Annotated in this window: 10 protein-coding genes and 2 tRNA genes; 1 reads left to right on the top strand and 11 read right to left on the bottom strand. The window is 46.3% G+C overall.

The window, feature by feature from the left end:
* Position 1: 1 nt before the first annotated feature.
* The 8 genes from AS034_RS20310 to sigW all read right to left on the bottom strand — a co-directional run bounded on the left by AS034_RS20310 (position 2) and on the right by sigW (position 10531).
* Positions 2 to 700, bottom strand: a complete 699-nt coding sequence (locus AS034_RS20310) for a YqcI/YcgG family protein (protein WP_058300008.1) — start codon at positions 698 to 700, stop codon at positions 2 to 4.
* A gap of 131 nt (positions 701 to 831) precedes the next feature.
* A complete protein-coding gene (locus tag AS034_RS20305) occupies positions 832 to 3030 on the bottom strand; it encodes an FUSC family protein (protein WP_244888212.1) in 2199 nt (732 codons plus the stop codon).
* 267 nt (positions 3031 to 3297) lie between these two features.
* Positions 3298 to 5100, bottom strand: a complete 1803-nt coding sequence (glmS, locus tag AS034_RS20300; RefSeq protein ID WP_032085320.1) for a glutamine--fructose-6-phosphate transaminase (isomerizing) — start codon at positions 5098 to 5100, stop codon at positions 3298 to 3300.
* 511 nt (positions 5101 to 5611) lie between these two features.
* On the bottom strand, positions 5612 to 6961 hold the full coding sequence (gene glmM, locus AS034_RS20295; RefSeq protein ID WP_032085319.1) for a phosphoglucosamine mutase: 1350 nt from the start codon (positions 6959 to 6961) through the stop codon (positions 5612 to 5614).
* Positions 6962 to 6986: 25 nt separating this feature from the next.
* Positions 6987 to 8231 (bottom strand): CdaR family protein, encoded by a 1245-nt coding sequence (locus AS034_RS20290; RefSeq protein ID WP_032085318.1) that lies wholly within the window; start codon positions 8229 to 8231, stop codon positions 6987 to 6989.
* The gene (gene cdaA / locus AS034_RS20285) at positions 8224 to 9060 is read right to left on the bottom strand and encodes a diadenylate cyclase CdaA (RefSeq protein WP_032085317.1); all 837 of its coding nucleotides are present in this window, start codon (positions 9058 to 9060) and stop codon (positions 8224 to 8226) included. Before cdaA ends, AS034_RS20290 begins: the two co-directional genes overlap by 8 nt.
* 244 nt (positions 9061 to 9304) lie before the next feature.
* A complete protein-coding gene (locus AS034_RS20280; RefSeq protein WP_058299962.1) occupies positions 9305 to 9952 on the bottom strand; it encodes an anti-sigma factor family protein in 648 nt (215 codons plus the stop codon).
* 15 nt (positions 9953 to 9967) lie between these two features.
* Positions 9968 to 10531: an RNA polymerase sigma factor SigW gene (sigW, locus tag AS034_RS20275; RefSeq protein WP_058299961.1), complete on the bottom strand. Its 564-nt coding sequence runs from the start codon at positions 10529 to 10531 to the stop codon at positions 9968 to 9970.
* 169 nt (positions 10532 to 10700) lie between these two features.
* Between sigW and AS034_RS22540 the strand changes: the two genes are divergently transcribed.
* Entirely contained in the window at positions 10701 to 10865 is a 165-nt protein-coding gene (locus AS034_RS22540; protein ID WP_071617040.1) for an aspartyl-phosphate phosphatase Spo0E family protein, read from the top strand.
* Positions 10866 to 10954: 89 nt separating this feature from the next.
* Here the strand turns inward: AS034_RS22540 and rocF are convergent, their stop codons facing one another.
* From rocF to AS034_RS20255, 3 genes are all read right to left on the bottom strand, one after another.
* Positions 10955 to 11857 (bottom strand): arginase, encoded by a 903-nt coding sequence (gene rocF / locus AS034_RS20270; protein WP_032085314.1) that lies wholly within the window; start codon positions 11855 to 11857, stop codon positions 10955 to 10957.
* Between the two features lie 606 nt (positions 11858 to 12463).
* Positions 12464 to 12539 (bottom strand) — tRNA-Ala (locus AS034_RS20260).
* 54 nt (positions 12540 to 12593) lie between these two features.
* Positions 12594 to 12666: transfer RNA gene (locus AS034_RS20255), tRNA-Lys, on the bottom strand.
* Positions 12667 to 12688: the final 22 nt, after the last annotated feature.

Below are 12688 nucleotides of genomic sequence, written 5' to 3'. Positions count from 1 at the left end.
TTTACGCTTTATGATGAAACGGACATTTGCCCTCGATAGGTTTTATATCATCACCGATAAAATACTGCTTCCATTCTCGGTGCTCGGGATCTCCATAGTGGCTGATATTCGGATGCTTCGGCAGTCCATCCCATTTCTCCACTCGCTCCCTTACTTTCTCGCGGGACATGATTCCTCCCCTGGAGGTGCCTTCAAGCCCTTCAAATATTCGTCTCGGCTGAAACCCCAATACAAGGCTGTTACCGAGGTCACGTGTTTTCCTTTGCTTATAAGCAGGGGTATTGCCGAAAACGAAATACGGCTCTTCAGCAAATGAAAAGGCCCATAGATGGTGATCGGGGTCATCTGGATAATCCTCAGGCCATGGTTTCTCATCCTTATCATGTAGGAACTGAAGGATATTCCAGAAATAATCCCTGTAATAAGGGATATCCTTCTCTTCTTTCTCAGGTTCGACAAATAGGAAAAAACCGTGGCGTATGAGCCGCTCACCTTCCGGGATATCAAATAGAGAATTGAATTCCTCAAGGGTATCGGGGAGATGCTCCCAGTCATCATGGCTGATGTAGGAGTATCGCAGCTCCCCTTTTTTCTCGCCTGTCATCCCGAAATAACATGGGAATGTCTTGTCCGTGACCACTTCATGAAACTTCTTGTATTCCTCTATCACCCACTGAGGCACAACCTCTGGATCGACCATATCTTCTTTCGTAAATAAGTAACTTCTTTTGTCTGACACAACTGCCACCTCACATTTTTTACAGATGGTAGTTTGTACCCTTCGATAAGCCGATGTAAACTAATCCTTGAAGTAAAAAGGAGAAAGCAGCCTCAGCCGTTTTCTCCTTTTGTTTCAATCACCTCTGCCCCGACATCCTTTCCGATGGCAAGGATCGACTGGTTGATACGCCAGACATAATAGAGATGGTGGATAATATCGAATTGTGATTGAAGCCTGCTCGGGGCAAGCTTTTCAATTGCAGCACGTTCTCCGTTCAGACTCATGAGCCGTCCTTTGCTCTCAGTCCCTTTCAACAGTGCGCGCAGTGTTTCTATGTTACCAATCAGCTTGCTTTCCGTTTCATCAAGGATGGCATGCAGGTGCTCCGTCACCTTCGGATCCGCTTTTCGGTTCGATGAGGCCAAAAGATGTTTTGCATAATAATTGATGGCAGTCGTCACCGTGATCCATCTTCCGATACCCGACCTCGTCAGCGCCCCCGGTCTCTGTAGGATCGATGCCGCTTCGTCCCTCACAGCCTGCAGCTTTTGATCAAGGTCGAATGCCTGATCGGCAAGGGGCGTGCTTTCGGTTTTCATAAAGCTCTTTAAATAGGAAGAAACATAGCTTTCCAGCTCATTAAAGAACTCATCAAGCGAATCTCCGACCTTATCCCTGGTTTTCTTCGGCAGTACAAAAGCCGATACACTGAGGGCGATAACAGCTCCGGCAATCGTATCAAGCACCCTTGCCCCCATGAGTTGAACGCTGATCCCGCCCAGCAGCAAGTCATACATCAGGGCGATGAGCATCGTTATAAATAAACTCATCATTGTATAGGAAACGGAAAATAAATAAAGAGCCAGAAATAAGACCAGGAATAAAAGGAAGACCTCAAGTTCGGATTGCCCGGACACAAGCCTCGCAGCACCGAAGCCGATGATCGCACCGATCACCGTACCGACCGAACGCTGGAATCCTTTCATATATGTCCTGCCCACCGATTCGGTACCGATCTGGATGATAAACGTAGTCAGGAGCACCCAATACGGCTGGGTCGGGGAGATGATTTCGCCGACGATGATCGCCAGGGTCCCGGCGACCAGCGCCTGAATCCCTTTTCTCGTCTGCGGCTTTAGTGACCGGTCTTTATCGGGTTCTTCTTCTTTTTCTTCCTCTTTTTCCTCAGCTGCTTTTTCAGCAGCTTCCATTTCGGCGCGTGGTTCTTTCAACGATTCCTGTATCGTCAGTGCCGCCTCCAGCACGTGATTGGCGATGGATTCGATTCTCCTTAGAAGGTACACCCCTTTAGGTTTATCCTCCTGATTAAGGAGCTCCGTCAAAAGCAGTCTGAGTCCTTGAATCGCTTTTTCCGCTTCCTCCAGATTGTGAGGCTCATAATTATGGGCGAGCACCTCTGCATCCCTCAATGAGCGGATGACCCAGATCAACAGGCGCCTCACTTCAATCGATTCCAATGCGTCGAGTTCCTTCAGCTGCCGGAGCGAATCCGTGAGCGTCTGGACAAGCATCTCCGTATCGAACACATATAGCCGCAGCTGGGACGATTCAATACCTGGCCATAGTTTCTTCAAATCCTCATCATTGATTTCCGAAGATACGATCCGTGCATAGTCATTTAAGCGGTTCACATTCCGATAGAGAACCTTCCTTCTCTTCCCGCTAGTCTCCGGATCTTCTATCATTTTGATGAGAATCGTAAAGGTGAGATTCGATTGGATATGAAAGGAACGCATGCTCCTTCTCAGAACGTGCACGGATCCCCTGAAGAGGACAAAGCTGTATACAAATGCATAGACCGCCCCGATGACGATCCCTATATAAAACCACATTAGATGAGCGGCATCCAATTGAAGGATGAACGACATATAGATGGCCATGAACCCGGCCATCCCCATTGAAAAATAGCGGATCGCAAACCTTGAAAAGTAAAAGGCTGAAAAGATCACCAGCACCATCAAACCATTCACAAGAAGGCTGTAATGTGCGAGCAGGGAACCGATTGTGATCCCTAAAGTGACCGATACCCCGATTAATATCGTCGTCACTTTCTTCTTCGCCTCGGTGTCATCCATCACGATCATGACACCGAGCATGCCGACCAAACCTGCAACGATGGCCGGGGTGATTGTCGGATAATCCCACATATTAAGAAGAAAAAGCGTCGTGAACACAGCGGAAATCAAACTGATCGTCGCCTTCCCGGCCTGCTGAAACCTCTTCCTTCCCGGGTCGGATGCCAAAAACCTCCCCAGCCATACATGTTGTCTATGTAAATGCTTCATCATCTCATCAACCCTCTGCCCTCAATGCTCGATTTCTACTATCGTACCCTTCTCAATAAAAAAGTAACCTGGACTGACTCGGTCAGCAGGTTACTTTTAGTGTTGGTGCAACATAAGGAACGATTCCTTTATGTTATTTTTTCGATTATACGGGTTTTCGTGTATACGGTAAAGCAATATGCTTATCATTGAAGGTCGAGGAAGAATGTCTCCAAATTAAAAACCCATTACCGCCTAAAAAAAGCGGTAATGGGTTTCATCTATATTTCCTTACTCAACCGTAACCGACTTAGCCAGGTTACGCGGCTTATCTACATCGCAGTCGCGGTGCAGGGCAGCGTAGTAAGAAATCAATTGTAACGGAATGACAGAGATAAGAGGTGTTAACATTGGGTTAACCTCTGGGATGACGAAGCGGTCTTCTTCGTCTTCTAAGCCTTTCATGGAAATGATGCAAGGGTTCGCTCCACGAGCCACTACCTCTTTCACATTTCCACGGATGCTTAGGTTTACAGCTTCCTGCGTTGCAAGAGCGACAACCGGTGTGCCTTCTTCGATCAGGGCGATCGTACCATGCTTAAGCTCTCCTCCGGCAAATCCTTCTGCCTGGATGTAAGAGATTTCTTTTAGCTTCAGTGATCCCTCAAGACCTACATAGAAGTCAAGGGAACGGCCGATGAAGAAGCAGTTGCGTGTTGTTGACAGATATTCGCGGGCGATTTCTTCGAATTCTTCCTTCGTATCGCAAAGAGCTTCCATAGCAGTCGCTACGATTCCAAGCTCCTGGATCAAATCGAAGTCCTGAACAGTACCGCAAGACTGGCCTGTTACGTGAGCCAGGATTGCCAATACAGCAAGTTGAGCTGTATACGCTTTGGTAGAAGCAACTGCGATCTCAGGTCCTGCGTGAAGAAGAAGTGTGTAATCCGCTTCACGGGATAGAGTAGATCCTGCTACGTTTGTAATCGTAAGCGCTTTGTGGCCCATCTCTTTGATTTGAACAAGAACGGCACGGCTGTCAGCCGTTTCACCGCTTTGAGAAATAAAGATGAATAATGGCTTCTCGGATAGAAGCGGCATATTGTAGTTGAACTCACTTGCAACATGAACTTCAACAGGGATACCTGCACTCTTCTCGATGAACTGCTTTCCTACAAGTCCAGCGTGGTAGCTTGTTCCGGCAGCGATGATGTAGATGCGGTCCGCTTCTTTCATTGCACCCACAACCGGCTCATCGATGTGAAGCTCGTTGTTCTCATTTTGGTATGCCTGGATGATTTTACGCATCACCAATGGCTGCTCATCGATTTCTTTCAGCATGTAATGAGGGTATGTTCCTTTTTCGATGTCACTTGCATCAATTTCAGCAGTGTAAGGAGCACGTTCCATTACTTCCCCGATCAGGTTTTGGATTTCAACCTTCTCTTTTGTCACGATGACCATTTCTTTATCCATCAGTTCAACGAATTGATCTGTTACCTGGATCATTGCCATTGCATCACTTGCTACAACGTTGAAGCCTTCACCAAGACCTACAAGCAGCGGGCTCTTGTTTTTGCCGACAAAGATTGTTTCATCGTTTTCAGCATCCAATAACGCGATTGCATAAGATCCTTTAAGCAGCATCAATGTCTGACGGAACGCTTCATCTACAGCATTTCCTTCTTCTACAAGCTTCTCGATCAGTTGAACGATGACTTCTGTATCCGTTTCACTTTTGAACTCAACATCCGTAAGATATTGACGCTTCAGCTGTGAGTAGTTCTCGATTACACCGTTATGAACGATTGTAAAACGGCCTGAAGTACTTTGATGAGGGTGAGCATTCACCTGGCTTGGTACACCATGTGTCGCCCAGCGTGTGTGTCCGATCCCTGTGTTGCTTGCTACGTTCTCATCAACGATTCCGCGAAGATCTGCGATGCGGCCTTTTTCTTTGAAGACGTGAATCCCTTCAGCATTCTGAACGGCGATGCCTGCAGAATCATAACCGCGGTACTCAAGCTTCTCAAGACCTTTTAATAAAATTTCCTTTGTATCCGAATTTCCGATATATCCTACGATACCACACATAATTAAATATCCTCCCTGAATGAAAAGGGGGCAAGATATCTTTTGGGGACAGCCTGCCCCCTTATCTCAATTGTCATAGTTTTTTAGTAAGTCACTGCTTATCTTCCCTTTGTGCATCAAGTTGCCTCGATGTTTTAAGAAAGAATCTTACGGCTCCGCGACTTTACGAACCGGGAGGCATCCGCCGAACACTCGATTGAACCTCCACCTCGTCAACTAAACGGCTCTCTTCCGTTTAGTCCTGGCGCTTTATTAATCGTTATTTATGAACAATCCACCTTTCCTTATCTGAATCAATTGCACTGTTTCCAAATTATTTGAAAATCAAAAACAAAATCATCATACACCAGCAGGAACTCTTGCGTCAATAAAAATATGAACGCCGGATAGAGTTGTTACCACTTTGTTAACTTCCCGAAACAAAGTAATGATAAACACATGATTTAAAAAATCTCACATTATTAAATATGCACAAGGAGTAAAAGATGTACCCCTTGTGCATAAAAACGGTTTATTCGTTTAAACCCATTTCTTCTTTTACCACATGTGCGATCTCATCGACGTATTGTACACACAATTCTTCAGTCGGTGCTTCAGCCATCACGCGGACGAGCGGTTCTGTCCCCGATGGGCGCACGAGGATACGGCCGTTTCCGTTCATTTCCTCTTCCACTTTTTCAATGACGCTTTTCACCTTTTCATTGTCAGTTACGTGATGCTTGTCCGTTACACGCACATTCACAAGCTTCTGAGGGAACTTCTTCATTTCCCCTGCAAGCTCGGACAATGATTTACCGGTCACCTTCATGATATTCACCAGCTGAATACCTGTTAAAAGACCATCGCCGGTCGTGTTGTAATCAAGGAAGATGATATGTCCCGACTGCTCTCCGCCAAGATTATATCCGTTTGTCTTCATTTCTTCTACGACATAGCGGTCACCGACAGCAGTCTGGAGACTTTGGATTCCGTGCTCTTCAAGCCCTTTATGGAAGCCAAGATTACTCATGACCGTGGAGACAACGGTCGATTGTTTCAATCTGCCTTCAGACTTCAGGTACTTACCGCAGATATACATGATTTGATCTCCGTCCACAATCGTTCCGTGTTCGTCCACAGCGATGATGCGATCCCCGTCTCCGTCAAATGCGAGTCCGACATCAGCACCTTTTTCCTTCACCATTTCAGCAAGTGCTTCCGGATGGGTCGATCCGACGCCTTCATTGATATTCAATCCATCCGGGGACGCGCCCATAGTGGATATATCCGCATCAAGATCAGCAAACAAGTGGGTCGCCAAGGAAGAAGTCGCACCGTGCGCGCAGTCCAGCGCGATATGTAATCCATCGAAATCTTCGTCTACAGTCTGCTTCAAATACTGAAGGTACTTCTGTCCGCCTTCGAAATAATCGCTTACCTGGCCAAGGTCTGCACCAGTAGGGCGCGGAAGGCTGTCTTCCGTTTGATCCAGCAGCTCTTCTATTTCCAGCTCCTGCTCATCCGATAATTTAAAACCGTCGGGGCCGAAGAATTTAATTCCATTATCCGCGACTGGATTATGAGACGCAGAAATCATCACTCCAGCTTGGGCACCCAGGGCTTTCGTCAAATAGGATACTCCCGGAGTCGAGATGACGCCGAGACGCATCACTTCCGCTCCGATCGAGAGCAGGCCGGCAACCAGTGCCCCTTCAAGCATATGCCCGGAAATTCGGGTATCTCTTCCGATCAGGATTTTTGGACGTGTCGCGTCCTTTGTGAGGACATAACCGCCGAATCGGCCAAGTCTAAATGCCAATTCCGGTGTCAATTCCGCATTCGCTACACCTCGTACACCATCTGTTCCAAAATACTTACCCATTGAAATTCTCTCCTTTTCACAGCTCTTATGCTGAAGTGTTCTTTTCTTTAATCTGTATTTTCACTGTATCTTGAGATAACGTCCAATCTATATTTTCAGGACCCTTCGCATCAATTTCGACTTCATGCTCGCCCGGTTCAAGACCCGTCAAATCAAGTGCCAGGTTGAAATCTTCCTTTGTTATTTTCTCGACTGCCCCGTTCTCTCCCGTTAAGGTGGCATCGACCGCTCCGCCCTCAGGCTCCAGGATCGTCACTTCGTACTCTTCTCCGAGGCCCTCAGGCGACAGTTCGAGACCCGATAGTTCTTTCTCGGTGCTGGTGGTTACATCCACATTCACCTTCACTTCTTCAGGCGCAACTTTATTTAAGCCATCCTTCAACGATAACGGTACAGTGAGGGTCGTATCTTTTTTGATCTTACTTAGATCGACTTCAGCTGTAAGCTCTTTGATCGTGTCCAACACATCCTGCCTTCCGAAAACGTCGGCCGTTTCGGGTTCAACCGATATGGACTCAAGGGTGACGCCTTCAGGTAAAGAACCTTTTTCCTTAACGGTAACCGGGACTTCCTTGCTCGGATTCACCACCGAGACGGTGACATCCACCACTTCCGGTTCGAATTGGACATTCAATTTGTTATATTCACGGTCAAGGACCTGAACTTTCGCTTCTTTTGTGACATTCTCACTTATTTCACCCTCTATATCAAGGGTTGCCTTTACATAGGCGATCTGATCAATCTGACTCTTAGCGCCAGTAACCTTGACCGTCTTAGGATTGACCGATAAGCCTTCCGCTTCGAATCCGTTTGAAAGGACTCCAGAATTGAACTCAGGTTCCACCCCGAACTCTTCGGTCACTTTCTCCTCCACGGTGACGGTTACAAATTCAGGATTGATCTTCACATCTAATTTGTCTGAGATATTATCGATCTCGACAGGGACCTGATGCTCCCCGATCCCGACGTCATTCAAATCGACATATACTTGAAAATCCTTTAATGTCTTCGTCGGCTGTACGATCGACTTCGGGCCGTCAACCGTCAAATTGACGGTTTCGGGCAGCCCCGAGACGACAAGGTTCTCTGAATCATAAAACACTTCCAGAGGAATATCCTGGATAGTATCAAAAGACGTCTGAGGATTTCCGCCTCCACTGTTGGATGCGGTTTTCTGGATGTCATCAAAGTTCACTGATAAATAGAGGATGAAAGCCAGAAGCAATCCAACCACTCGCATAAACCATTTCGATTCCATGAATTTATCCATTTTCTTTCTTCCCCCTCCAACTCCATTTTGATGAGGAAGCACTCGTCTTATCGCCTATCAATTCCACTGTCAGCATTTCCTTGAATCGCTCGATTGACAGGTCGCGATGCAGTTCTCCATTCTTCGTGATGGAGATTGCCCCCGTTTCTTCAGACACGACAATGGTAATACTGTCCGTCACTTCACTCACCCCAAGGGCCGCCCTGTGCCTCGTTCCGAGCTCCTTTGAAATAAAAGGGCTCTCCGATAGCGGCAGATAACACGCTGCAGCAGCGATCTGACGCTTCTGGATGATCACCGCACCATCGTGCAGCGGGGTGTTGGGGATGAAAATATTGATGAGCAGTTGAGACGTGATCTTTGCATCGATCGCGATGCCCGTTTCTATGTAGTCACTCATCCCGGTCTCCCTTTCAATGGAAAGAAGGGCTCCGATCCGGCGTTTCGCCATATAGCTGACCGCCTTCGTCATGGACTCGATCATCTGCTCCTGCTCCTCCTCCTCCTGCATGCCGGTACGGGAGAATAAATGTCCCCGTCCAAGCTGTTCCAAGGCCCGGCGCAATTCAGGCTGGAAGATGATGATGATCGCAAGGAAACCCCAGGTGAGCGCCTGCTCCATCATCCACCCCAATGTATCGAGGCCGAAGATGCTGCTGAGTCCCCTGACGATGATAATGACAAAGATACCTTTTAATAATTGGACTGCCTTGGTACCCTTGATCAGCATGATTAATTTATAAATAACAAACCATACCACAAGAATGTCTACGATATCCGAGACATAATCCAGGGCAGAGTAATCTGAAAATAGATCGATAAACGGCATATTACATCCTCCAATAGCTTAATCGAAAGCGTAAGCCGCCATGTGGCTTCTTTTTTCGTAACCTGTATATTATAGCACAATCCCACTCCGTTACAGAAAAGAACCCCATGACTCTATATAATTAAAAATTACCAAATACCTTACCTAAAGTATTCCGCAAAAAAACTGACATGAAACAAGGAACTTCCCCGCATGTCAGCCCATCAGGGACGAACATGCAGCTTTTCGTCCCTTTCATCATATCTTACTTTTCGTCAAGTTGCGAATTTCCCCATTCAACTAAATCTTTGGCCCCGCTTTTGATCTGGTACCAAAGCCACTCGAATGCCTCATCGATTTCCTTGATCTCCCCGGTCACCGTGCCTGCGGAAGCCAAGTATTGATTATTGTTGAGAACATTTCCATTGATGACGGTTACGTCACCTGTGACTTTTCCTTCTATTCTCACGTCGCCGTTACGGACCGTCAAATCTCCCTTGACTACTTTACCTTCGGGAACCACAACGGTGTGATCCTGTACGACCAGCGCCTCATCTTTCGTAAAGGAGAAATCCTGTTGATCATTCCATGAGGCAAAGAGGCTTCCCGTCATAAAGAAGATGAATAAAGCAGCCGCTGTCATCAGCGGATGGTGGCGAAGCCACCTCTGCACACCAACCTTTTTCTTTTCCTTCGGTAATCTGTCCATCACTTTATTTGTAAAATCATCAGGTGCACTGATGTGTGAAGTACTCTGTACAAATGCAATCGCTTTTTTCAGCTCATGAAAGTGATGCTGGCACTCCCCACACTGCTGCAGATGATGCTTTAATTCCTGTTCATTTTCACTTGATATGTCACCGTCTAGATAATCGTGCATATAGTCGATCATTTCTTCAGGACAAGTTTTCATTTCCACTCACCCTCTCTATAGAGATTTTAATTGCTTACGAAGAGCTTCCCGCCCTCTATGTACCCTTGTTTTGACAGTACCCAAAGGCATATCCAGTATTTCACTGATCTCCTGCAGCGGCAATTCTTCGATATATTTTAACACGATGACCGATCGATATTTCTCCGGCAGCTTGGAAATTTCCTTCTGTATCGTTTCTTGAAGTTCCATGTTTTCAACTTCATCCTCAGGCATCTGTACATCGACTGCAACCTGTGAATACATTGTCAGTCCATCCGTTCCTGCCACTTCTGCATCCAAATAATAATCCGGCTTCTTCTTCCTGATCCGGTCGATGCAAAGATTCGTCGCGATCCGGAACAGCCATGTCGAGAACTTCCTCTTCTGGTTAAAGGTTTCAATGTTGACATAAGCCCTGATAAACGCTTCCTGTGCTATATCTTCCGCTTCATGCCGGTTCCCGAGCATCCGGAAACATATCTGAAACACTTTATCCTTATAAAGCTCCACCAATTCTGAAAAAGCACTTTGGTCGCCTTTTAATACTTGTTTTATCCGTTTCTTCACTAATGCTTCCATCTCAGTTATACCTCCGCTCTATGCGGCTATATTTATATACGTTACACCCTATAGAAAGGTTTCATTTTTTTCATAATATAATCCTAACAAATTTTTGATTAAAAATGTTTACATTTTATTGAAAAGGGGTATAAAAGGACTAATATTTATTAGTACTGGGGGACTCACCATGAGTGGAAGGGTTAATAAAGAGCTTTTGTACCAAATTGAAGACTGTCGTCGCCAAATGGTAGAACTCGCAAAAGAGTCATCATACGCCGATGAAAAAGTCGTGCATTTAAGCACACGACTGGATAACCTGTTAAATCAATACCAATTAGTCAAACAAAATTGAAAGAAGATAGAAAAAGGCTGAAAACCTGTTTGGAGGTTTTCAGCCTTCTTTGTTTTAATCTATCGGACGAGGGGTGCCCCTGCCTTCAATCAGAGTAGTTTCTCACCAAACAAAGACCCCATTAATGCTACGGCTACGGTTGCCGTCTTATTCTTCTCGTCCAGGATCGGGTTGACTTCCACAAATTCCGCGGACGTAATGAGCTTAGACTCTTCAAGCATTTCCATGGCCAGGTGGCTTTCACGGTAGCTGATGCCGCCAAGAACCGGTGTGCCCACTCCAGGTGCATCGCTTGGATCCAAACCATCAAGGTCAAGAGACAGGTGTACCCCGTCCGTTTTATCTTTCAAGTACATAATCGCATCTTCCATCACCTTCGCCATACCCATGCGATCTACTTCATGCATCGTATATACCTTGATGCCTCTTTCCTTAATAAGCTCCCTTTCACCTTCATCGAGGGAACGTGCCCCGATGATCACGATGTTTTCAGGCTTTATTTTCGGTGTGTTTCCGCCGATGCTCGTCAAGTCTTCATGGCCGATGCCCAGACTCACAGCGAGCGGCATTCCATGGATATTTCCGGATGGAGAAGTATCACCAGTATTCAAATCGCCATGCGCATCATACCAGATGACCCCTAGATTCTCATAGTGCTTGGAAACCCCGGCCAGCGTACCGATGGCAATACTATGATCCCCTCCGAAAATCAACGGGAAATCACCGCTTGAAATCACTCCATCAACAGTGGATGCAAGCTTCCCGCTCGCTTCAGCAACCGCTTTCAAATTTCTCAAATTTGTATCAGGATTATTATGTACACGCTCAGCCTGGCCAATTTCAATATCGCCGAGATCCTTTATTTCATACCCCAGATTTTCAAGTCTTTCGACAACCCCCGCATAACGGATTGCACTTGGCCCCATGTCGACCCCGCGTCTCATCTGTCCCAGATCCATTGGTACTCCGATGATTGATATGTTTTTGTTCATGTAAATTCCTCCTATCCCAATTATCTGAATCTTCCTCTATTGTATCTTGATAGTGATGGATGACTCAACTGGACAGGATTGTGTATATATATGCGGTTGGGCGTGGGTTTGGGACGGGGTTTTTGGAAGAATATGAGGAGGGTGGTGAGTGTCGCTCTGGTGCTTGGAGTTGAACTAGCGTTGGAGGATGTCCAATTGGTCCTCTGTCGAGTTCATGGAGATTTTCATGGAGATTTTTCGACAAGTGGCGCAATTATTTCGAAAGTGGCGCAATAATCTGGAAAGTGGCGCAATAATCTGGAAAGTGGCGCAATTATCCTGAAAGTGGCTCAATAATCCAGATTCAGGCGCAATTATTTACATATCGGCAAAATTATCGACCAAACCGGCACCATTCTTTATTGGAGGAGGCAAGCAACGATGATTCCAAGTCGTATTTTGACTGAAAACTCGCCAAAGAATGCCGCCAACCTTGTAAATAAGAAAAAATTCTCTCTCAAATGAATGGTTTCACCCCAAATATCTACATTTCCCCCGCTGCCAAGGACATGCCACATAAAAAAACCCCAACTCCATAAAAGAGTTGAGGTTCCAATGTCGTATGTATGGTGGAGCCTAGCGGGATCGAACCGCTGACCTCCTGCGTGCAAAGCAGGCGCTCTCCCAGCTGAGCTAAGGCCCCGATTTAGATATAAGAATTTCTCACATCCATGGGTAAGATGTGAGAAATGTTTGATGAGCCATGAAGGACTCGAACCTTCGACCCTCTGATTAAAAGTCAGATGCTCTACCAACTGAGCTAATGGCTCTGGGTGGCTGGGCTAGCTGGAT

It is taken from the genome of [Bacillus] enclensis (genome assembly GCF_001456935.1).
GTDB lineage: Bacteria > Bacillota > Bacilli > Bacillales > Bacillaceae_B > Rossellomorea > Rossellomorea enclensis.
The sequence above is the reverse complement of the archived record's forward strand: the minus strand, read 5'-3'. Positions and strand labels throughout refer to the sequence as shown.